Annotated in this window: 20 protein-coding genes, 1 tRNA gene and 1 pseudogene; 11 read left to right on the top strand and 11 right to left on the bottom strand. The window is 38.7% G+C overall.

The genetic code is table 11. From position 1 onward, the window contains the following. The first annotated feature begins 31 nt into the window (after nucleotides 1–31). A complete protein-coding gene (locus LPB86_RS11685) occupies nucleotides 32–496 on the top strand; it encodes a hypothetical protein (protein ID WP_230643967.1) in 465 nt (154 codons plus the stop codon). Between the two features lie 332 nt (nucleotides 497–828). Here the strand turns inward: LPB86_RS11685 and LPB86_RS11680 are convergent, their stop codons facing one another. From LPB86_RS11680 to LPB86_RS11670, 3 genes are all read right to left on the bottom strand, one after another. Further along, a complete protein-coding gene (locus LPB86_RS11680; RefSeq protein ID WP_230643965.1) occupies nucleotides 829–2,292 on the bottom strand; it encodes a two-component regulator propeller domain-containing protein in 1,464 nt (487 codons plus the stop codon). A gap of 99 nt (nucleotides 2,293–2,391) precedes the next feature. Further along, complete coding sequence (locus LPB86_RS11675; protein WP_230643963.1) at nucleotides 2,392–3,033, bottom strand: ATP-binding protein; 642 nt, start codon at nucleotides 3,031–3,033, stop codon at nucleotides 2,392–2,394. Between the two features lie 620 nt (nucleotides 3,034–3,653). Beyond that, the gene (locus LPB86_RS11670; RefSeq protein ID WP_230643961.1) at nucleotides 3,654–7,589 is read right to left on the bottom strand and encodes an NACHT domain-containing NTPase; all 3,936 of its coding nucleotides are present in this window, start codon (nucleotides 7,587–7,589) and stop codon (nucleotides 3,654–3,656) included. 134 nt (nucleotides 7,590–7,723) lie between these two features. Between LPB86_RS11670 and LPB86_RS11665 the strand changes: the two genes are divergently transcribed. The 6 genes from LPB86_RS11665 to LPB86_RS11640 all read left to right on the top strand — a co-directional run bounded on the left by LPB86_RS11665 (nucleotide 7,724) and on the right by LPB86_RS11640 (nucleotide 12,022). Further along, nucleotides 7,724–8,089 carry a hypothetical protein gene (locus LPB86_RS11665; RefSeq protein WP_230643959.1) on the top strand — a complete coding sequence of 122 codons (366 nt, stop codon included), beginning with the start codon at nucleotides 7,724–7,726 and terminating at the stop codon, nucleotides 8,087–8,089. Nucleotides 8,090–8,194: 105 nt separating this feature from the next. Continuing rightward, nucleotides 8,195–9,004, top strand: a complete 810-nt coding sequence (locus LPB86_RS11660; RefSeq protein WP_230643957.1) for a hypothetical protein — start codon at nucleotides 8,195–8,197, stop codon at nucleotides 9,002–9,004. A 26-nt stretch (nucleotides 9,005–9,030) separates the two neighbouring features. Next, nucleotides 9,031–9,300, top strand: a complete 270-nt coding sequence (locus LPB86_RS11655) for a hypothetical protein (RefSeq protein ID WP_230643956.1) — start codon at nucleotides 9,031–9,033, stop codon at nucleotides 9,298–9,300. Nucleotides 9,301–9,429: 129 nt separating this feature from the next. Next, nucleotides 9,430–10,269 (top strand): chromate resistance protein ChrB domain-containing protein, encoded by an 840-nt coding sequence (locus tag LPB86_RS11650; protein WP_230643954.1) that lies wholly within the window; start codon nucleotides 9,430–9,432, stop codon nucleotides 10,267–10,269. Nucleotides 10,270–10,331: 62 nt separating this feature from the next. Beyond that, complete coding sequence (locus LPB86_RS11645) at nucleotides 10,332–10,850, top strand: hypothetical protein (RefSeq protein ID WP_230643952.1); 519 nt, start codon at nucleotides 10,332–10,334, stop codon at nucleotides 10,848–10,850. A gap of 2 nt (nucleotides 10,851–10,852) precedes the next feature. After that, complete coding sequence (locus LPB86_RS11640) at nucleotides 10,853–12,022, top strand: chromate transporter (protein ID WP_230643951.1); 1,170 nt, start codon at nucleotides 10,853–10,855, stop codon at nucleotides 12,020–12,022. A gap of 71 nt (nucleotides 12,023–12,093) precedes the next feature. Here the strand turns inward: LPB86_RS11640 and LPB86_RS11635 are convergent, their stop codons facing one another. The 6 genes and pseudogenes from LPB86_RS11635 to LPB86_RS11610 all read right to left on the bottom strand — a co-directional run bounded on the left by LPB86_RS11635 (nucleotide 12,094) and on the right by LPB86_RS11610 (nucleotide 15,514). After that, nucleotides 12,094–12,312 carry a hypothetical protein gene (locus LPB86_RS11635; RefSeq protein WP_230643950.1) on the bottom strand — a complete coding sequence of 73 codons (219 nt, stop codon included), beginning with the start codon at nucleotides 12,310–12,312 and terminating at the stop codon, nucleotides 12,094–12,096. A gap of 19 nt (nucleotides 12,313–12,331) precedes the next feature. Then, complete coding sequence (locus tag LPB86_RS11630) at nucleotides 12,332–13,111, bottom strand: transposase (protein ID WP_230643949.1); 780 nt, start codon at nucleotides 13,109–13,111, stop codon at nucleotides 12,332–12,334. A 472-nt stretch (nucleotides 13,112–13,583) separates the two neighbouring features. Further along, the gene (locus LPB86_RS11625) at nucleotides 13,584–13,958 is read right to left on the bottom strand and encodes a hypothetical protein (RefSeq protein WP_230643947.1); all 375 of its coding nucleotides are present in this window, start codon (nucleotides 13,956–13,958) and stop codon (nucleotides 13,584–13,586) included. Nucleotides 13,959–13,997: 39 nt separating this feature from the next. Next, nucleotides 13,998–14,390, bottom strand: coding sequence for a hypothetical protein (locus LPB86_RS11620; protein ID WP_230643945.1), 393 nt, complete (start codon nucleotides 14,388–14,390; stop codon nucleotides 13,998–14,000). Nucleotides 14,391–14,437: 47 nt separating this feature from the next. Next, nucleotides 14,438–14,740 (bottom strand): annotated as a pseudogene (locus tag LPB86_RS11615) (DUF932 domain-containing protein); the annotation flags it as partial. A 698-nt stretch (nucleotides 14,741–15,438) separates the two neighbouring features. After that, nucleotides 15,439–15,514 (bottom strand) — tRNA-His (locus LPB86_RS11610). Nucleotides 15,515–15,907: 393 nt separating this feature from the next. On the opposite strand from LPB86_RS11610, the gene LPB86_RS11605 reads away from it, so the two are divergent. From LPB86_RS11605 to LPB86_RS11590, 4 genes are all read left to right on the top strand, one after another. Beyond that, nucleotides 15,908–16,303 (top strand): cell division protein ZipA C-terminal FtsZ-binding domain-containing protein, encoded by a 396-nt coding sequence (locus LPB86_RS11605; protein ID WP_230643943.1) that lies wholly within the window; start codon nucleotides 15,908–15,910, stop codon nucleotides 16,301–16,303. Between the two features lie 571 nt (nucleotides 16,304–16,874). Continuing rightward, nucleotides 16,875–17,414 (top strand): hypothetical protein, encoded by a 540-nt coding sequence (locus tag LPB86_RS11600; RefSeq protein ID WP_230643941.1) that lies wholly within the window; start codon nucleotides 16,875–16,877, stop codon nucleotides 17,412–17,414. 3 nt (nucleotides 17,415–17,417) lie between these two features. Continuing rightward, entirely contained in the window at nucleotides 17,418–17,879 is a 462-nt protein-coding gene (locus tag LPB86_RS11595) for a hypothetical protein (protein WP_230643939.1), read from the top strand. Between the two features lie 10 nt (nucleotides 17,880–17,889). Continuing rightward, on the top strand, nucleotides 17,890–18,642 hold the full coding sequence (locus tag LPB86_RS11590; protein ID WP_230643937.1) for a hypothetical protein: 753 nt from the start codon (nucleotides 17,890–17,892) through the stop codon (nucleotides 18,640–18,642). A gap of 54 nt (nucleotides 18,643–18,696) precedes the next feature. Here the strand turns inward: LPB86_RS11590 and LPB86_RS11585 are convergent, their stop codons facing one another. Continuing rightward, nucleotides 18,697–21,798, bottom strand: a complete 3,102-nt coding sequence (locus tag LPB86_RS11585; RefSeq protein WP_230643935.1) for an error-prone DNA polymerase — start codon at nucleotides 21,796–21,798, stop codon at nucleotides 18,697–18,699. A gap of 6 nt (nucleotides 21,799–21,804) precedes the next feature. Continuing rightward, nucleotides 21,805–23,307 (bottom strand): DNA polymerase Y family protein, encoded by a 1,503-nt coding sequence (locus LPB86_RS11580; RefSeq protein ID WP_230643933.1) that lies wholly within the window; start codon nucleotides 23,305–23,307, stop codon nucleotides 21,805–21,807.

Raw genomic sequence — 23,307 nt, 5'->3', positions numbered from 1 at the left:
AATAGAAAGCAGGGCAGTGCGTTATTATGGTATGAAAAACAACTGGCTGAAATTAATGATGTTAAACTTTCTTGTTGGCCTTTCCGTTACATTCGTAGAGGTGTCTAACGCCTCTGCAATACCCAAGATTGATTTCAATACTGATTACCAAACAGACACCACAAGGAAGCGATTGGTTGTGGAATATTACCCTAATGGAAAAGTCAGGCTAAAAGGCTACCACGGTTTTTATGCAAACAAGGAAATATCAACCGACTATTATCTGGGGACTTGGTACTTCTACAATCAAAATGGAACACTTAACCACTCGATCTATTATCATAACGACCTGCCAAGCAAGGCTTTCATCATTAAAAAGGAATATTATCCCAATGGGAAGCTAAAATCGATTAAAAAATACAACAATTACGACCTATACCAGTCAGAAAAGAAAAAATTGGGGAAATGGCAGTATTTTGATAAAAATGGGAAACTTGTAAAAAAGGTGGAACATTAGATTAGCACTCTAGTGTGGGAGTTTCAAAGAAAGTGTTCATCCAGTACGCACTAAAGTGACGTTTTATTTCAAGACAAACTGATCCTGCTATTTCAGTATAAAGTGGCCGTTTGGAGTTTTAGAAGCCGATTTTTGTGCTAGATTATAAAATGTAGTTTGTTGAAATAAGCCATTTATAAGCCGTCTAAGTGACAATTGTAGGTAACAATGTCGAGTATGGTTGAGTATCTTTAGACGCTTCAATAGAATTACTACTGTTGAACCTTACACAAACGTTCAATAGAAGTACTTCAGCCCCGCTTTTGGCAATACCTTGTTACCAGCAATATTTTTTATTTTCTTTCAATTTTTACTAAACCTTGTCTTGTTGCTAAATATAAAATTCCCTTTCCATCCATCGTCATAGTAGAAATATAAGAAGTTGGAATTTCAGAATTTTCATTATGATAATTTTCCCAACCATTTTTAAGGTCATATCTTACTAAACCTGCCCTATCTGTTGAAATCCAAAGAACTTTTTCGTTTTTATCATACACAACACAATTTGTATGATTGAAAGGTATTCCTGAATTTTCAGTAGTAAACTGTTTGAAAGTTCCGTCAGAATATCTAATGGCAATACCTTCATCATTATTCACTTTTCCTTTTTCCTTTCTTTCAAATTCATAAAGTGAAAAATAAAGATTACCATTTTCATCTTCGTCCATAGAAGTAATACATTTTCCTTTCAAAATGGTATTTGTATTTTCAAAGTTTGTTACTTGATTATTTTCGTCAATCATAGCTGTACCGCTAAAAGTCCCAATCCAAATTCTGTTTTTTGAGTCTCTCTTTGCAAATGTCACTCTATTTGATGGCAGGGCTTTTAGTTTGCTTTTATTTATATTTGTCCACTTTCCGTCCTTGTAAATTGTCAATCCTTCGTCTGAGCAGAAAAATACTTCTCCTGTCTTTTGATTATTAACAATTTCATACGCTCCATCTATTCCTATTTCCGTTGAGTCACATTTTGTCCATTTAATATTGTCAAAACTGTAGATGTTTTTAGTTCCATAAACCCACTTGACATTAGAATTGTCTGTGGCTAATGCGTAATAAGAGAAGAATCTTCCCTTGTCTGTAATATTCTGTTCTGCGTTTTTAAATTCTTTCCCGTCAAAAGTCACCAGTCCTTCATCAACGGTCAACCAAATAAGACCGTTTTTATCTATAGTGATATTGTCATTCATATTGTTTGGAAGATTTGAATTATTCGAATTCCAAACCGTTATTTTATAATTTTTTAAACTTTCGTTTTTGTACTCGTATATTTTATTGTAAATCTCGGGACTGTTCGGTTTATCAAATGATTTATTAAAAGCCTTCATATCAACCCGCTCTATTTTCCCCGAAATTTTGTTGTCACTTACGGCAAAAATTAAATTGATAGATGCCTTTTCTTCAGTCTTTCCGCTTGTTATTGCTGATGTCCATTTCTTTAACTTATTAAGTTCTTCAATAATTTTCAAGGAAATGGGATTGTTAGATTGGTCAGTATGGCTCAATACACAAGCTCGACCTTTTGCGTCAACGAGAACTTGAAATTTTACAGCTCCTTTTATTCCTTGTAAGTTTAATTCCTTGTTTAGTTTGTCCTGTAGTTTTGCAAACTCATTTTCGTCATATCCTGCTTTTGTATCTCCACAGTCAAGGCAAAACCTCTCAGTTTTACAATTTTCGAGTTTTACGGGGAATAAGTTTTGTGCATTTGCTTGAAGCGTCAAACTTACAAAAAGGATAAAAAGCGTTTTTCTCATTTATTCTGTTATTTATTGGATATTCTGGAGATGCGCCCCCCGTACTGGTGATGTTGCCCCCCGAGGTTTTGGTTCAGCGAAGCTGACCGCCTGACAATTTTACCTCTTTTTTCTTAGACTTTCAGCTTTTAGTTCAATTCCGTACGAAGTGTGCACCATACGGTCCAGGATTGCATCAGCAATAGTTTCCTCTCCAATGACGTCATACCAGTTGGCCACTGGCAGCTGGCTGGCAATAATGGTTGCCGCACTTGCATGCGTGTCTTCGATGATTTCCATAAAGTCCATTCGTTGCTGCTGTTCAAGATGAGTTAGCCCGAAATCATCAAAGATGAGCAGTTCCGCTTTGGAAAGCTTCTTAAAGAACTTGTATATGGTACCATCAATCCTGCTCATCTTTGTTTTTAGCAGCAGTTTTTGCAGGTGGCGGTGGTGTGAACTCAGATGCTCTTTATCTGTGTTATAGCCTGCCATTACATAACTTCTGATGTGCACAGCAACTTGCTTTCCACGGGCATAGATATACACCATCGAGCGGGTATAAATAACTTTTACCTTTATGCCAACGTAGGCAAAAGGAACACTATAATAATGCTTGTCTTTACCCAGATAGATGTGGTTATTGGCGACCGTTGGTTCACTGTAATACTTTACTTCAAAGCCAGTTTGTGGAAGGGCAGCCAGCAGGGTCTTTTCTGCAGCAAGGAAACGTTCTTCCCTGCACCAGGGCTTTCGGTGCATCCGGGTTTGATTACGCTGGCTAACTTTATTAAATACGACTTCACCGTATTCTTGCTGATGCCCAGGTTACGGGCCATACTTAATGGAATTGCCTCGTTTGTGAAGGCGTAATAATTGTTTGATATGATTCATTGCTTTTGCTTTTCAAGCCATCAGCATTCTGTTTAGGTGAAGTAATATTCACCTAATAAACCAAACTTAAGAAGGGGGTCAACATGCTCCGGTACGACCAGTTTCTTAAAGCTAAGGAGGGCAGCATCCGCCGGAATGACAGGGTTTACTTAATTTAAGAACCCATTAAATCCTCTGTTTTATACCTCATCGGGTGGGGTCAACATCGTCCAGAATATCCAACTCTCTTCCCCAGTGATGGGTGGATTTACCTCCAAATGTCATCGCGTTTTGTGGCTGATTTGAAGCGGTTGGCCGATTTGAAAAGAAAAATGTTAGAAATGGATGAGCTTGGAAAACTTTTAAAATCGCAACTATTTTAGTCCACGAAAATGATTGTGCAGCACCAAAATTTTATCACTACTATGGAGGTATAAACTTCCATAGTAGTGATAAATGATATATACGTCGATAAATCTTCTCAAACTGATTTTAGTTGGTCATATTAGTTATTTAGATGATTTATTGAAGCACTGCATAGCTATTATTTCCAATCCATTAATATCCTTGTATTCTGATAACATTTTTTGATACCTTATTTGTTGTGCAGGATTATCGTATATCTGGAAAATAGCATAGATTCCGTTATCACCGTTTGCTCTTAAATATTGAGTCAGCTTGTGCTTATACTCTTTACGTTTTCCTGGTTTCTGGATTTCGTCATTGTGCATTAGCTTTAATTCTACCATTACTGGACCGAAAAGACCGTAACTAATGAGATAATCATATTTCTTGCCATCCATGCTTTCTACTTCTCTATGGATATCTGTTTTTCGCAATCCATTTTCTAAGAGAGCTTTTCCCAGTGCAATTTTTAAAGTTTTCTGAATAATAGCCTCAGTAACGATTGACGATTGGCTTTGTGGATCATTTATTAGTTGATCAGATAGTCTGTAAAACCCATCATTTTCTATCAGAATTTTGATCTCGTTGTTAAATATTTTAAGGATAAGTTCCTTGAGTTCTTGAATACTTTGAATTGGCAGGTAGGTTTTTGATAAAATTTCATTCGCAGAGTGGACGGCTGTAGAAAAAGGCTCGTTCTTTTTTTGTTGCAGATATAATTCTTCCACCATTTTATCCAAAGTATTATTGAAGGAATAGGTTTGTTCAATAATAGGAAAACTACTGGCAATCTTTCTTAATTCTGCGATAAGTACTGAATTGATATTGGGCTGGAAGTAAGTGTAAACTATGGACTGCAAATATGTACTGTACCTAAAAAAAGGTTTTGTGTCCCTGATTTGAAATGAAAAATTGAGTAGATCAAGCATTTTTGTTTTTATAGATTGCTCAGATAAACCATAAAAACATTTTGGAAATTCTGGTCTATCCAATTCCTGCTCAAAATAGCTGACACTTCTTGCTCCATTGTATTTAATATCTGTGTCGAAAGGTGTACGGCGATTTTTGAGCTCTTCGAATCTCCAAGAAATGGCAGCTGGATCTTTAAATTTTGAAACCAAGTAGCTGTTAGCAATGTCTTTCAGTTCATCATGTACAGAGGTTTTAAAAATTCTTGTGAGTGAATTTAAATCCGATTTATTTTCAGCTAATTCACCAAAGGCCTTTACAATCTCTTGTTTTTCAAACAACTTAACCTTACTATTTTTAAGTAATTTTAATAATATTGGTTTCAAAGTATGTATATTCAACCTATAAGCGATTTCAGCGAATGATCTTCCGCTTAGAGCTAACATATCATCTTTTCTTTCGATACAGAACGTATAGATCGTCTTTAAATCGGTTTCCGAAAGCCCCCCGATAATTTCGACAATATTTTCAACAAGGTCTAGTCTTTTATGTTCAAAAATATCAAGACGTGGAATGGTTTTAATAAATTTCACCCGATATTTTTGAAGAATTTCCCTGCTTTCTAATAGATAAGCAGTTTTGAAATACAGTTCAATATGAAACCAGACATCATGATTATGAGAAAAACTTGTTTGATTACCCTTAACTTCGTTTATTTCTATTCTGAAGACATCCGGATCATAGTTGTGTAAAACAATGTCTATTATGTCTAGTAAATAGGCTTTGTCAGAATCTTCCAATTCAGCATAAATCTCGTCAAATTTCTCTATGAACTTAGGAAACAAAGCAGGATTAAAGTACTTCTTGTCCTCTAAGTAGTAATCCCTAATCTCTTCAATCGCAGTTTTAGTTACCGGCTTCTCTTCCTGAGGTTTTGTTTTGCTCCAAGGTAACAAATATTTGCGATTAATATACAGGTAAACCTCGTGATCCTTAATTGGTTCAAGTTTATGCTTAATTTTATAAATTACGCGGTCAAGTCTCCATGCGTTATCACTGCTTAAAATAAATTTTTCGATCGTTTTGAATGTTTTCAGGTCTAAGTCTAAAGCTATAATCTCAATAATTACATCGATAGATTGTAAAAATGTTGGAAAGGACATCATTTTCTTCAGGAAGCCCTGCTGATGCTTTAAGCAATACTTAAATGATAACTCAGTGATGCTGGACATTTGATGAATATATTGCCTATGTTGAAATACGTTGCAAATAAATTGGTAAACTGTATTATTTAACTCTTTTGAATTAAGTATTTCTATTTGCTCAAATAAACTGTAAAAACCTACTCCAAATCTAAAGCGATCACTATCTAATATAGATAACGATCCGTTTAACGAATTAAAAAAATCAGTAATTCTATCTTTATCTGTAATCCTATTAATCAAAGTATCAATATTATCAACTCGTCTTCCAGAGGTCAGACACCGTGTAATAAGTTTACTAGTTTCCAAATCATTTGGTACTAGTTGACTTAAGGCATAGAATAAATTGTTTAGAATATAATCAGGCTTTTGCTCAAACACTGGGATTAATTCTAATACTGCTTCAGTGTCATTTAATGCAACCAAAGTGCGAAAAATGGTGCTTTGCATTGAGTAAAATTCATCTTTTTGAACCAAGTTGACTAAGTAACTCACCCAATTAGATTTATCATTCATACTTAATCTATTTTGTTCTGCAAGGGCTTCAATAAGTAAAATCTGGTTACTTTGTATGTGTGTCACCGAATCTTTTAGCTGGTCGATTCCATAATATGGGATTAAAATTTCTGAACGACTTTTAGTAAAATAATTTGCAAGTTGAAAATAGGTATGGAAAATGATCTTTCCCCTTGAATAATAGTAATTACCTACTACATCAAAAAAAAGATTTTTAAAGTTGTCATCGAAATTGGTTGCAGGAATATTCAACAGCAATTCGACTAATTTCTCATCTATATTCCCATTTTTATTTACTTCAATAAAACTTAGGAGTGGTTTAGAGAACTCAGGTTGTATTTCCACCGCAAATGTTAATACATCAATCCAGTTGTTTTTTAAAACTTGAAGATTGTTATCTACCATGAGATCATAGACAGTTTGGAATCGATAGCCCATGCGACTAAGTTCTTTTGCAGCCATATACTCTTGAAATTCAGTATGTTCAAATTGGAGCATATCATCTGTTTTTTTCATCACCCTGCACAATAAATCTTCCAAGTCTACACTATTAAGAAAGATCAAACTAATATTTGAGTCCGTCTGATCCAAGAAGGTGACAAAATCTTCCATGTGAATTTGATTTAACCCATGAATTTCCATAACCAAAGCCAATCGTTCAAGTACTCTCTTAGTTAGATACTTTGAATTCTTATTATCACTCGTATCATGCTCCAGCTTATAGTATATTACTTTTTCAAAAAGGTCAGATTTACTTAGTTTTATGATATTTTCAGGTGCTATTTTATCTTTCAGAATATAGTCAGAAAACTCATTAAGATAGCGGGGCGTACGTAGTATGGATTTAGGGGAATTGCCTTTTGAGTTTTCAATAATCTGATTTATTTGTTCAGCAGAATACTGAAGTTCTTCTAATTTATCTATTAAAAAAGATCTCACTTGGTACTCATCAAAGGGCAACAATTTTATAAATTGGAATTGCGTCGCTTTAAGTAAGTGCTGAATCATGTTGATGTAATGAAGACGATTACTAACAATCAGTTTAACATTGTTGTCTTCACAAAGTTTAAGTAATTCAATAAAAGTGGGCACTACATCTTTACTTTCATCTAAGGCATCAAATATTAAATATTCAGTATCAGAATCCAAAACAATTTTATCCGACCCAAGTCCAATAGCGTATTTATAAAGAATGCCGTTGTCATTAAAATACGTAATTAATTGATTAATTAAAGTTGTTTTTCCATGACCTGGCTCAGCGACAATAAACAGTCGCTCAATGTTTAATAATTCAGACAACTCGACTAGGCTGGCTCTAGGATAGTAGCCAGATTGACGAGATTTTCCATTGTTTAAGTTTTCAACTCCTTCGTACCATTCTGTGTATTGTCTAATAAATTTTGCTTTTATCATTTGCTAGCGGTTAATTAGAGTTGCAAATTAAAGATTAAATCAAGTACTTCAACATAAGTGTCAGCTCCATATACATTTTTATATAAAATGCTCTCCATATAGGAATTTCTTTAAATAGTTACTATATTGACTAAATGAATATTAAAGAATTAGCGGCCTCATTTTTACACGTTAAAGAAAGCCGGGACGAAGAAAAAAGGGTTATTGATTACGTCCTCAAGAGAGAGTTGACGGAATTACAAAAGGAAGCTTCAACTCCTCAACAAAAACTGAGCATATTAGCTAAGAAAGATGAAATTGAAGCAGCTAAACACTTCCTTGAGCTACGAGAAATAGAATTTAAAGAGATTTCTGATGAACTTTTAGATGAACTCAAAAGAGCGGAGATTAGAGAAGGTGAACGATTAGATGTTCATGTTAAAGAACAGATTTTCTTTTCTGTCTGGTATGATGAAAATGATGTGGTTTATACCGCAGGAACATTTCACAAGATTTCGTAAGATTAATTTTCAGGGTTAGACATATTCAAGTTATAATTAAAGTCCGTTATTGACGATAAGATCAACATTCACCCGCCTGCACCTTTAGAAAATATATTTAATGTAATGAATCCAAATAATGATGAAATACTAAATGCGGTTCAAGCTTCAGGATATCTTTTTGAACAGGAAATCGCCACCATTTTCGAGAAAAATGATTATTTTGTAAAAACTAATGTGGCTTTTAAAGATATAGACGAAGAAAAATCCAGAGAAATCGATGTGATGGCGTACAAACGCATACATTATGATGATGAAAATAAGATTTCTGTTGGAATAAGAGTATTAGCAGAGTGCAAAAACAATACTAATCCGTTTGTCTTCATTTGTCGTGATAAAAACAGCTACGATAACAACTATACTCCACCAAACTTTGTCTTTCCGCAAGTGGAATATCGAATTCCAATTGAAGGTAAAGCCAATTATTTCTCAGTCGTAAAGGCTTTCAACTATTACAATTTAAATATCCACTTTCCATTTCATAAGAAAAATACTAAAGCCGTACAGTTTTGTAAGATCGTTCGCAAGGGAAAGGACTGGCTTGCAATGCATGAAGGTATTTATGATGGCTTGATTATTCCAATTGTAAAAAGTCTCGAACACTGGAAAACGCATGACTCGCATAAAACAGAATGGAAGAGCTATACTATCTACTTTCCATTGATAGTATTAAATTCTGAGATTTATTCTATAGATTCAAAGCAGTCTCCCATAAAAATTGATAAGGTTAGTAATGTTTCATTCATTAGAGAAATCCACTCCAAAACGTTAAAGGATACATATTTAGTTGACTTTGTTAATAAGCAAGGCCTAGAAATTTTTATAAAAGATCACATCACGAATTTTGTAGGAGAATTTATAAAGGCTATCAAGTGATCTATAAACTACCTTTCTTAAATAATATGCCAGAAGCAGAGTTTGAAGGCTCTCTTTATAAGTATATAAATATGGATGATACTTTTAATTCGGAAAATAATTGTAAGTTGAAATCTATAGATGATCAAATCGTAGTCTTTAAAAGGGGAAGAAAAATAGTTACTATCGACAAGGATGATCAGTATATAACTTTTGATTTTGATAAGGAAGTAGACCATTTTGAGATATATCAACAAATAAAAGAAATGGTTCAAGAGTTCATTATAGATACTTATAAACCTGCCAATCTTAAATAATCTTTAAAAAACGTTTTATGATTTCTATGGTTAATCCAAATGAAAATCAATTAAATTCTGGTGTTTATCTTAGATCACCTCGTTAAATGGCGGGATATATATATCATTAATTCTAATTAGTTTTGAATTATGAATTGGATCACCCGAGAAAGACCGAAGATTGACCGGATTGCCTGTCCCTGGCTGATCAGGAATTTCATTGATCCACAGGCGCAGTTTTTTTATGTTCCTTTTGATACCGTGATCGAAAAAGCAGAAGAACTGGATGCAACTCCATTTGACGTTTTAGGCGTTGAACTAACCCATAAAAATGGCTTCTGTACTTTTGATGCTTTGATGGAGAAATACAAGCTTGATGATCCGGCTTTGCAGATCATGGCTCCCATTATAAGGGGTGCGGATACCGATCAGCATGGCCTCGCCAGTCAGGCTTCAGGCCTATGGGCAATTGCAGCTGGAATGGCTTATAATATTAAAGATGATCAGGAGCTGCTCAAAGCTGGTATGGTGATCTATGACGCGTTGTATACCTGGGCAAAGCATCTCCAGAATGTCAGGCATACCGAAAGTCCGGTTGAGCAGTTACTGGTCGATGTCTACCAGAAATACCTTAAAAAAGGTAATGGGGCTAAGATCCCCGTCTGGGCAAAAGAACTGAAGACAATTATACAGGATCAGATCGATACGAACCTGGCACTGAGCCTTACCGGAATCTCCACAGAACTGAATATTAACCCTGCATACGTGTCGAGGGAATTTTCCAAATACTTCGACAATCTTTCCTTTGGTGAATACATCCGGAAACTGCGTATTGAAAAGGCAATCACCTTTATGGAGACCTCGGAATACGCTTTATCTGAAATCGCCTACCTGACCGGGTTTTCTGACCAGAGCCATTTTACACGAATCTTTAAGCTGGAAACCGGACTTACCCCCTCTGAATTTAAAAAAAACAGGAACAAAAAGTAAGTTATGTACCAATAGTAAATCCTGTTCTATTTTGGCTTGCCGGAATGATGTAGCATTGTGCCATGCAAACTCAAGTACATAAAATTCTTACAGGAGTGGTACTGCTGGCCATTACCACAGTTATCAGCACCTTTGCTCAAACGACCCAGACTTATCCAAAGCTGGCAGGCTACGTAGGTATCGCCCATCCTATAGTTACCTTCAGCTCTGATGGGACTCACACTAACTTTAAGGACAGTTACACCATAGGTATGCCGATCGGCATCAACATCTGGAAAAGCGCTAGGATAGGTTTCTCTAGTGAGATCGTGCCTACCATCAAAGCAACCAACAGCAGTAGCAAGGTGAGTAATGTATTGTTCCATCCCGGAATTTTAGTTGCCCTGGGCAGTGGCTTTACTTTTGCCGGACGGGCGGCCTTCGAAACATCAGGTCGCTATGGGCTAACTCCGGTCATCAACAAGATAGTTAAAAAGAATAAAGGATGCAGTTATTTTGTAGCAATCCCGCTGCCTGCAAGGTTTGGCAATGACCAGCCGTCCTCATTCGGCATTGGCTTTCAGTTTGGCATCGCTTTTTAATCATGGGAAAGCAGCAGGCAAGCTACAAACTGACCGATCTGGTCCTCTATTTCCTGAAACTGGGAACCTGGGGCTTTGGCGGCCCTGTTGCGTTGGTCGGATATATGAACCGTGATCTGGTTGAAGATAAAGGATGGTTAACCGAAGAAGAGTATAAAGAAGGCCTGGCACTTGCCCAACTGGCACCAGGGCCGCTCGCCGCTCAGCTGGGCATCTACATCGGCTTTGTCCATTACCGCTTTTTGGGCGCGACACTTGTCGGGCTTGCTTTTGTATTGCCCTCATTTGTGATGGTTGTCCTATTGGGAATGGCCTATAAACTTTATAGTGGCTTGTCATGGATGCTGGCCGTGTTTTATGGGGTAAGTGCCTCAGTGATCGGTATTATTGCCATTAGCGCTTACAAACTGACCATTAAGTCAGTAAGCGACCTTAGTATTAGCTCCATGAAATCCAAGTGGTTGCTCTGGTTATTTTACCTGTTAGGTGTAGTGGTTACGGTAATTACCCAGAAAGAAGACATCCTTCTTTTTGCGGGATGCGGCATTCTTTATATGCTGGTAAAAGCGCCGCCCAAATGGATCAGGAAACCTACCGTCTTGCCTGCACTGATCTTGACCGGAACTGGGTTTTGGCAATATGAAGGAAAGACTTTGCAGGAACTCGGCTGGTTCTTTTTAAAAGCAGGTGCATTGGTATTTGGCAGTGGTCTTGCCATAGTGCCTTTTCTGCATAGCGGTGCTGTAGATCAATATCACTGGCTGAATGAGCAGGAGTTTGTCGATGCAGTGGCGGTAGCCATGATTACGCCTGGGCCAGTTGTCGTCACTGTTGCCTTTATAGGTTACCTGGTAGCAGGCTTTCCGGGGGCGTGTGTGGCCGCCTTCGCTACTTTCCTGCCTTGCTATCTGTTTACAGTGGCTTTAGCTCCCTCATTTAAAAAGATCGCAAAGAATGCAAGCATCAAAGAATTTGTAAACGGCATCACAGCCGTCGTCGTTGGCGCTCTGGTCGGTGCCGTAATAATTATTGCCAGCAGGGCAATTGTCGATATCCCGACAACCGTCATAGCATTGGGAGCAGGAGTTGCGCTGATCTATAGTAAAAAAATCAAGGAGCCACAGATCATATTGCTGGCCGCTATAATCGGTTTAATGATCAAGGGCTTATAACTAGTGGGCTTGCTCTCCGTTATTGAAAGATGTAAAGCAAAAAATATTACAGTTGGACCGCTGCCGTTATTTTATAAAGGCTCTTCCACGGACGTAGTAATGATATACCTTTCGTCTTTTGGTCGATAGAGCCTGTCTTCCTTGATACAGCTGAACAGTCGCTGGATCAGCTTATTTCTCACCGCATTGACAACGCTCATTTTATTTTTGCCTTGCTCAGTCTTTCGCTCAAAATACCGCTTCATGTCGCCACTGATCAGTGAAGCCATAGCGGCCATGTGCAAAAGCATCTTAACCTGTTTATTGGCCTTATGGGACACTCTTGCCCGGCTTTCCGGAATTGTGTTCAAAAGGGACTATGCCGGCATAACAGGCAAATTTCTTTGCAGTTCGTATGTTCTTAAATTCGTTGGTCGCTATGATGATTTCAACGGCTGTAACTGTTCCTATTCCACTTACAGATGTGGATATTTGGAATAGGCGTTTCAACGTTGGGTCGGCTTTAATGATTTCCAAAATATGTTTTTCTACAGTTTCCAGGTCTTGCGAGACATGCTTTAAAGTGTTTTTGCAGATATTCTCTACTGTTCTGCCACCATCTTTATCAAACAATTTCAATTCTTTTACAGGTATGGAAAGGGATTTCTTGGTGCGTACCAATCTGCTCCGTAATGAAGTTAGATGCTTTAAGGTTTTGATGACTGCTCTTGGTGGCTCCCAAAGTCTGATTGATTCACGTTCTTTATAGGCATAAATCGCAATTCGTTCGGCATCCACTTGGTCATTTTTTCCCCTTGTCAAACCAACACATAGCTTTAAGTGAGCAGGATGTTCTAAGCAAATGGAAACCTTTTTCCCCTGTAGAAAGGAAAGCAGATGCTCATTATAAATGCCGGTGTGTTCCATACAAAACACCGAGTTTTCTGAATTGAAATCAGGAATTTGTTTGTTTAATAATTTCCAAAACCCGCTTAGAGCTTTTGGCTTGTTTTCAATTTCAAGGCTATATCGTTTTTCCTTTCCTTCTAAAATACACACATCTAGTGTTGCCTTTGAGACATCAATACCGATAAAATACTTCCAGTTCATAGTTTATAATTTGGGTTACCGTTAACGTATTTAAACACACTCAATACCTTACTAATGAGCCTTTACACTCGAATTTCTATTTGAAGCTTGTTTAAACATCAGACAGGAGCCTAAATCATGAATTAGATCTTTAATCTTGCCCGCAAGTTAGTTCGCTCCTGACTGTGTTAACTTTTTCAGACAAACGTCTGTAATATTTCTTTATAGTCTATAAAAGCAAAGAGGCATAAATCATGAGTTAGATCTTTAATCTTGCCCGTAGGATAAGTCGCCTCTTTACTCTCATACTGTCTTAATCAGCACTTAAAAAATTCTTATTTTTGCACTTAGCAAAATCTTATACAAACCTAAAGGCCCGTTAGGGCCGCCCGAGATTTTAGCCGATGCCACAGGTATGACAAATGGCGGGCAATCTGTTTACCAATGTGTGCAGTTTTCTCCGCACTTATTGGTAAACTCACCTTATCAGCATTTACAGGTCAAACAGCAGTCTTACCGCCAGCGCAAATTTTGGCGGGCAGTCTTCTGTTTCAACATATTGCATCAAGCTATGCAAGGTAAAAAGACATACCCTGTTTTTAAACAAACGCTTGGCAAACAGCTTCCCGCAATGATTAAAGCTGTCCCCGTATCTCCTGAGACAATCAAACGTACGGTCAGCCAGAACAGTCCAGTAACCATGCTGGATGACATTGTTGCCCCAGCCCCTTGCGATCTCTTCGCTGTCGTCAATGGTCTCAACCGCACAGTTTTTCAGGTAGCCGATGTATTTAGGGATTTTCTCAGGGAATAAACTGTGAAGGATTTTGATTTTATCTTTTAAACTTAGACGGTATATCGGTTTCATGATCATTAAGAATTAACGGGTAGATTTCTAACCGGGATTTTACATTAAAAAGTTAACAGTAGTTTGGAAAAAACATGGTACGGCCAGTTTAAACCTTTGGTTATAGCATCCTGTTTCTGCGTACTTAGACAGTTGATTGACTGTGATGGTAGCATAATCCAGGAAAAACAGGTGGCTTGCAAAAGCTTCAGAACTGGATTCCAGTTTAGGGCGTTTGCTTTCCAAAAGCTGGACGATATACCCAGAGGTGACCCGCCACCTTTCAAAGTGCATTAACCTGGAATTCCACAACTTCTCATAACCTTCCTGCCGTTCATGTAAATGCGTACAGAATTGTTGCAAGTGGTTTAAAAACTCCGGTATCTCATTGGGAAAAAGCAGATGCAACAGTTTGGCCTTTTCCTTGGTATTGAGTTTTAACAATGGTTTCATGATGATCAGTTTAAGGGGATTGTTCCCCCGTTAAAAAATAAATGAATTCAGGACAGCGCCATCGTTTTGGCGAAATCAGTACAGAGGTCAAAGGCTTTTTGGCCTCTTTGTAAGCCTGTGCCGTACATGATGGATTTAAACTTGCTCTCTTCATCCCTATAATTGCGCACGTTTTGAAAATATCCGGTAACGCTGTTATAAGCACCAAACAAAGTTCCTTTTGTAGTTTCCTCCTGTTGTGTCGGGCTGCTCATAGCATATTCAAACACATTTTCAACCGTATTTTTGTAGACCGTGGAAAGCGCTTCAAATTCACCATTGCGTAAGGATTCTACCGTTTCTTTATTTGGATATTGAGGAATTTTTTAAAATACCCAAAATGTCCCAGAATGCTAACAGGCAATGCTTCAAAAGGACGAACAACTTACAGGGTGTATTATCATTGCAGATCCAAATGCGGTGCAAGGTTTAGGACAGAAGAAGTCAATGCCGCCTTCCTAGTCGAACTGATGCAGTTTATCCCTAGAAACGGTTATTCTGAAATATTCGTTCAGACGATTACCGATGCTTACAACAATCAGACGAGAGAGCTGAGAGATGACCGGAAGGAGATGACCGGAAGTAATTGATCACGAAAATCAACCAGCAGACTAAAAGAATGGAAAATGCCAGGGAGCTGATGTTAAACGATGACATTACATCTGCTGATTACAGGATTGTGAAGGAGCAATGTAATGAGAAGATCACCCGACTGGAAGCGCAATTAAATCAGATGACGGCTCAAAATGCGGCAATTCTGGACATCAAGCCAATTGCACAACAGGCTATTGAGAACCTACAGGAATTGGACAAATTATTCGAAACTTCCAGTGTAGAGGGTAGAAGGTACCTAGTAGGGATGTTATATCCTGAAAAATTGACTTATTCTGAGGGGGCATGTCGAACCACAAAAATGAATGAGGCTGCCGAGTTGATCTACCTGAAAAACAAAGAGTTACAAGTAAAAAAAATGGGACAAAAGACCTTTAAAAATCTCTTGTCCCATCAGGGGTGGAATATGGGGCTCGAACCCACGACCCTCGGTACCACAAACCGATGCTCTAACCAACTGAGCTAAAACCACCATGTTTTTTTCAGTTCACAAAAGTACGATTTAAAATATGCTATCCAAAAAAAAACTAGATTAAATTTATGATTTCTGATAAATATTTAAAGTTCAATAGTTTAAAATTTATCAACTTAAAACTATTAGAGGAAAAAATCTGCTGTCAAAACCAAAGAATACCTGCTAGCCTTAAAATTGAGTATAGCGTAGCGGGACTTATAATCCAATTTACATAAATCGATAGCGTTTATGAACATAATAAAAAACTATCCGAGTAAACTTAAAATAGAACAAACGGAAACGATAGACAAAGCCATTTTAAAAGCAAAAAAACTTGTCCAACTTCACCAACAATTCAATAGTGATGCAATTATTGTTTACATAGTAATGAGCAATATAATGGGGTAAAAGTATGGGAGCATTACAATGCGTTGGCTTAGCTTGGGGAGACGGTGACTTATTTCATTGGAGCAACAATCACGATTATGGACACGATCAACATTTTAGTGTTTGGACAACTACAGAGCCAGGCTATTTTCTCCCTGAAGAAATTAAAGACGGAAATATGAACCCAAAAAACTTAGTATTTGGTTTTTCAATTCCAAGAAGTGCAGCCCCAAAAAATATTTATGATAGTATGCTAAAGGCTGCAAAATATTGCCAAAAGAAATTAAGCGGGCAAATCTTGGACAAAAACAGACAACTCCTTAATGAAGCAAAAGAAAAACAAAACTTAACTGACCTTATAGACCAAATGAAAAGCAAAGGAATAATTGTTGGCTCGGACAACGCTTTGAGAACTTTCTAATCTCTTAACAGGCTACGTCCGGCATGCGTATATACCATCAAGCAATCACGTTCGAATCACGTACAGATCAACGTCAAGGTTGAAACGCATTTAGGTTACTCAACCCTTAAGCAACCTCGAAATTGATTCAAACCAACCCTTAAGTTGGTATATACGCATGCCGGACGCATGTAAGAAACACAAGCCAAGCCTGGCTGAACCACTCATCAAGTAAGGCCAAATCACCCTCTTTATACACACCTCTTGCGATTCGGCCAGGAATACATTTGTTTAAGCCTGATCGAGGTCCCCAGAGGTAGCCGACACCTAGCCAAGTCCTACAATACCTCTATGTTAGTGCTTGTATTTATTACCCACGGTAGAACCACAATTGAACCGTGACTGAACCTGGTCATACAATCCAAAGAAATCTGATGAGAAGAAAATCCCAAAATCAGACCATCGGATTTAATTTTTATTTTCTTAAAAAAGATACGCTGACACTATATTAAGCAATAAGGGCTCCAGATGAAACAAACAATTTATATAAGTTAAACGTTTTTGGGCTAAGAGCAACTAAAGCCTGAATAAAATGAAATACAGATTTTTAATAATCGCGACTTTAATTTCTTTTGCTGCTTATGCACAAAAGAAACCGGTAAAGAAAAATATCCCGCCACCACCACCCCCTGTAAGGAGAATAGATGATCAGGATCCCGCTACAGATCCTAAAAACCCTTTTCCAGAAAATATCACTTTTAAATGGAAAATCCAGCCTGCCACACTAACAACTTTAACGCCAACAGATGTTTTCGAAAAAAGCTACACTTTTAATGGCCGAGGTAGAAATGTGAGGATAAGTACGGTTTATCCGAAGGATAGTTTTGAATATAAAAAGCCAAACGCAGACGAAATTGAAATGGCTCAAACCTTAGTTATACGATACAAGGATTATAAAAATGTAACCATTGCAGGTAATATCATTAAGATTGTAAGTGATGATGGCAAAGAGGAGATAAAACTACAGCTCAGCAAAAAAGGCAGTCAATTAACACAGATAAAAGAATTGAGTACAAATAAAGTATTCATGGTAACTGATAGCTACGCGGGCGAACCTACCATAGGACTATAACTTATGAAAAAGCCACATTTAATCTTCATCAAGACCGCTAAATTTTTAGGCATAAGTATTTTGCTTTTTTCTTGTTCCGGTGCAAATCAACTTCATAAGTCAGAGAAAATAAAATCAATTTCAATTTCAACTTTTGGCGGTGAACGTGGATATTTCCAATCGCTTGTTATTACCCCCGACACGCTATATTATGAACTGGGTTCAAGTGTAGATACTGCTAACAATAAAAGCATCAAAAAAATTAATAGCCGATACAAATTTGAAGATATAATTTCTGAAAATCAGATAAATGGTTTTTCTACGATAACGAACGGTAAAAGCCTGCTGCCAGTGGATGGAACTGACACCGAAATAACAATTAAAACCGACAGTTCTGATTTTAAAGTAAGAAATGCAGAACATAGTAGGAAATGGCTGACTGTTCAAGCAAAAATGAACACAATCCTTGAAAAAGAATTTAAGTAAATACTTGCTGATGAAATCACTTATTTTTCCAGCTCTCCTTGTTTTAATGATTATGGCAGGTTCGTGTAAATCTCCACTATCAGATGGAAAAGTTGAGGATTTATCGGCCATTTGTGCAAAAATTAATGTTCAGCAAAACTTGTCTGACAGGAAAGATAATAGCGTAACTGTTTCGCTGTATGATGACGACGACTATACGATTGATAATAAAAATATAATCATCAAGGTAAACGGTATGGTGTTAGACACAGTTGGAACCCGAATTATGTATTACACAAAATCGATCATTTATTTCAAAGAAGATGTTCCTGTTAATAATGAATATAAGTTCGAAATTATTTTGACCGATAAAAAAACGCATGTATTAGGTAGCATAAAACCAATAGAAGAAAGTAACGAGAATACCATTTCTTTACCCGAAAAGGGCAATTTTGATCAGGATCTATTGATAAGTTGGCATAAGCTGAAAGAAATAAATGAGCTTTCAATTTCAAAAAGCATGTTACTAAAAACGTCCAATAAGTTAGAAACTAACTACGCATATGAGTCAACGATTGTAAAAATTGGTGCTGAGGGTAACTACAGCTTTCCTAAATCTTCTTTTATTAACTCAAAGGCTATACTTAATGGAATAGAGATGAAATTTACGGCGCAAAAATATGGTAAGATGAATAAACAACTTTTACCAAAGAGTGAAATCAAAATATCTGGACATATAGATAAGTATGTAGATTTTGATGAAGAAAAAAAGATGGCTAAGTAATTTCGATTAAATTGATAGGGGTATCTTGCTGCATCGATTTTGAAATTAAACTCCTTATTTAAAATTCCTGGCCGTAGGGACAGGTAATTCTTCATTTTCTCTGCTGCTAAGGCCCTTCAATAATTTGCTCATGTCAAAACAACGCTCTACAATAACATGAACTACCTTCCCCTCCCGCTGTAACTTACCCTCTACCATCAAGAGTTTTGCACCCAGAATTTCTTTACGGTACTGATCAAACAACTTTTTGAATACCACCAGGTTTGAAAATCCTGTTTCATCTTCAATAGTGATGAAACAAATTCCTGCGGCAGTACCCGGCCTTTGCCGTACCAGCACCAAACCAGCTACTTTTACCTTAGCACCGTTTTCAGCCTCACTGATTTCTTTGGTAGATAAAATCCGCAGCAGTTGCAGCTTTTCCCGGATAAAACTTACCGGATGGGCTTTTAAGGACAATGCCGTGGCAGCATAATCCTGCAGCACATGCTCCGAAGTCTTCATCAACGGCAGTTCTACCTGCGTTTCTAACACACTTTCCGAAGGCTGCCCCTCAAACAGTACCGTAGGACGGTCTTGCAAGGCAGCTATTTCCCATAAAGCCTGCCTCCTATCCAGCCCCATAGAACGAAAAGCGTCCGCATCAGCCAATCTTTCTAAGGCTGACTGAGATACACCTGCTTCGCTCAATGCCGTAATATTTTGATAAGGTGCATGCCTTGCTGATACCAGTACCTGCATATCACTTTCATTTAAACCTTTTGCTTGTCTAAATCCTAAACGAAGCGCAAAGAATGTCCCTGATTGCTCCTCCAGCAGGTTATCCCATTGAGAGTAGTTGACGTCAATTTCGCGTACCTCTACCTGATGCTTCTGCGCATCAATAATGATCTGTGCAGGCTGATAAAAGCCCATAGGCATGCTATTGAGCAAAGCCGCAGCAAATACATCTGGATAATAACATTTTAGCCAGCAGGAAACATATACCAAAAGTGCAAAACTGGCGGCATGGCTTTCCGGAAAACCATAACTTCCAAATCCTTCCAGCTGTTTAAAAATCCGTTCCGCAAATTCTAGCTCATACCCATTATTAATCATACCATCAATAAGCTTCTGCTTAAATTTAGTAACCAGGCCCTTGGCTTTAAAGGTGGCCATGCTGCGCCGCAGTTCATCTGCTTCTGCGGGCGAAAAGCCAGCTGCTACGATGGCAATTTTCATGGCTTGTTCCTGAAACAAAGGCACCCCAAGTGTCCGTTTCAGGATCTCCTCCAGTTTGGGAGGATACGTAACTGCTTCTTCCTCATTTCTTCTTCTCAGGTACGGATGTACCATATCTCCCTGTATGGGTCCGGGCCTTACAATAGCTACTTCAATAACCAGGTCATAAAATTTTCGTGGCTTTAACCTTGGCAGCATAGACTGCTGGGCACGGCTTTCAATCTGAAATACACCTAAAGTATCTGCTTCGCAGATCATGTCATAAACCTTTGGGTCTTCCGTTTTATTGATGTCTGCCATGTTTAAATCCAGGTGATAATGCTTTTTTACCAAATCAAATGCCTTGCGGATACACGTGAGCATTCCTAAAGCCAGGACATCAATTTTCAAAAAGCCTAAAGTATCTATATCATCCTTATTCCATTCAATATTGGTACGGTTTTCCATCCTTGCGTTAAGGATTGGACACAGGTCAGAAAGCTTACCCTGGGTAATCACAAAACCACCAGTATGTTGTCCCAGCTGCCTGGGAAAGCCAACCAACTGCTCAGTTAACTGCCATACTTTTTGCAAATGAGGCGCCGCTTTAAAACCATCTTCTTCAGCTTTCCAGGCAGCAGCAGATAGCTGGTTAACCGCATCAACAGATAAGCCCATAGCTCTCCCTACATCCCTTACCGCCCCTTTGTGGTGCAATTGAGTTACCGTAGCCACTATGGCAGCCCGGTCTCTACCGTATTTGGTATAAATATACTGCATCACCTCTTCCCTGCGTTCATGCTCAAAATCTACATCAATATCTGGTGGCTCATCACGCGCAGAAGAAATGAAGCGTTCAAAAAGCAGTTCAAATTTGGTAGGATCTACTGAAGTGATCCCCAGGCAGTAGCAGACCGTAGAGTTCGCTGCCGAGCCCCTGCCCTGGCACAGGATGTTCTTTTCTTTAGCAAAACGGACAATATCATAAACCGTTAAAAAGTAAGCCGCATAATTCATCTCTTCCATAAAGGAAAGCTCATACCGGATAGCAGCCGCAATTTTAACCGGAACCTTATGGTCAAATCTTTCTTTTGCGCCTTGCCAGGTCAGGAAAGTGAGTTCCTGCTGAGGAGTACGCCCTGCGCTGGTAAGCTCTTTAGGGTAAACATATTTTAAGCTGCTTAAAGAAAACTGGCAGGCTGCCGCTATTTTACCTGCATTTTCCAGGGCAGCGGGATATTGCACAAAAAGACGGTTCATCTCTTCTATTGACTTTAAATGGCGCTCTGCATTGGCATGAAGTTTAAAACCAGCAGTATGGATGGTACATTTTTCGCGTACACAGGTTAAAATATCCTGCAGTTCCCGCCTTGCGGGTTCATGGTAATGCACATCATTGGTAGCCACTATAGGTATATCAAGCGCTGCCGACAGTTGTGACAGCCTGAATATCTTTTTATGGTCCTCACCATCATAAGTCCGGGTAACAGCAATATAAAGATTGGCACCAAAAGCGGCCTTATAATCTTGTAAATGCTGCCTAAAATCAGGCTCAAAATTGAAACTCTCATCCAGCACAACTGGTGGGATGACAATAAATTTGATACCCGTTGAATGCGCAAATACATCTGCTTTATACAAATGACAATCGCCTTTCTCTGCCCTTAGGTTACCGATGGAGAGTAAGCCAGACAATCGGCTATAAGCAGCTGTATCTGTTGGGTAAGCCAGCAAACTTGGGCCATCAAGCAAATCTAGTCTGCAGCCCACAATAAGCCTTAAACTTGATTTTTTAGCAGCAGCATAGGCCCTTACTACGCCTGCAAGGGTATTACGGTCTGTAATGGCAATTTCCGAATAGCCAAAAGCAATAGCCTGGGCCACCAGTTCTTCTGGATGAGATGCCCCACGAAGAAAACTGAAATTGGAAGTAACCTGTAATTCTGTATAACCCATTTTTCTCTATGCAAAATAACCGTGAATAAACCAGTTCTGGGATTTATCGCCTGTATAATGCCCCAGCCTAAATAACCAGTAACGCTTGCCTTCTTCATCTTCTACGCTGTAATAATCCCTGTGGGCACCACTATCCAGCCACCATTCTCTTTCAATGCGCTCAGGCCCATCGGCCTTTTTAATATAGTGGACCTGACCTTTATAGCGAAACAGCATGGGCGGATAATCGGGCACCGGGGCAGCAACTTCAATCTGCTCCGGATTGGCCAGCAATTGCGTAGGCCGCAATTTATGCCGCTGCCAGCTTGAAGTCAGTTGCTCTAAAACAGAACCTGCCGGTTTGATAGAGTGCTCAGGCCAGTAATGTTCATCAGGAAGGTAACGCCTAACCACTTCAGCCCCAAGTTTTACAGTAAACCGATCCAGCAGCTCTGTAACTTGCTGGTTATTTAAACCGGGTTCATCAGACCAGAGTGCTTCCTGCGGAACAGAAAGGGCTTCTACTTTTGGAGCATCCAACAGGAAAAGCTCTATGCCTAATGCAGGTCGGATACTGGATATTTTGAGCTGAAACAATTTAAAAAGATGTTCAGCATGGTGTGAGGGGGCATTGGTACCAATGTTTACTTCAATTACTTTACCGTCTACCCTGTAACAAGTTAAAACCGCTGTCCGCAGCCCCTTCCCTTCTTCTTTTAAGCGAGAGCAAATCCCTTCTAAAAGTCTTCTGATGGCAATTTCAATTCCGGTTGCCGTGCGGATGGGCTCCATACTTGGCAGACGTTCCTGATAAGGCAAAGGAACCTGCAGTGGCACAAGCACCTCTGTTTCCCTTCCTAATGCTTGTGCAAGCCTTAAAATAAGCCCATCACCAAACCTGCGCCGCAATACTGATTTTGGCATGCCTATAAAACTACGTACCTGATGTAAACCCAGTTTGTGCAGGCGCTGCAAAGTAGCAGCTTCCAGTCGCAAGGCTGCTGGCGCCAAAGGCAGTAAAGCATTGGCTTGCTCGCCGCTTTCTATAATTGCGTTTAAGGTGCCAAAATGTGCAATGGCCCATGCGGCACCTATGGTATCGGCAATTGCAACGCGGACCTGATAGCCTTTACTTTTAAATTTTGTATTAATTTCCTTAAGATAGGCTTCTTCTCCACCCCATAAATGCGTACAGCCGGATATATCCAGAAACAATCCATCAGGCGCATCTAAAGCTACAACAGGTGCATAGCGAATGCACCATTCACCCAATGCCTTTAACAAGTTGGCCTCACGACCAGGTTTTTCTTCAAAGACTTGTAAATGGGGCACAAAAGTCTCTGCATCTGCCAAAGGCAGGCCAGGCCGGAGTCCCTGAGCTGCCGCAACAGGATTAACCCCTGAAATGACTTTTTTTCCCCGCTCGGCAACACTAAAAACGAAAGGTTGATTTTGCAGTTCCGGCCGGCGAAGGGTAAGCCAGTCGGTTGTTAAATAACGAAACCATATGACGGCAAAACGCTTTTGCAT

This window comes from Pedobacter sp. MC2016-14 (assembly GCF_020991475.1).
Taxonomy (GTDB): Bacteria; Bacteroidota; Bacteroidia; order Sphingobacteriales; family Sphingobacteriaceae; genus Pedobacter.
The sequence above is the reverse complement of the archived record's forward strand: the minus strand, read 5'-3'. Positions and strand labels throughout refer to the sequence as shown.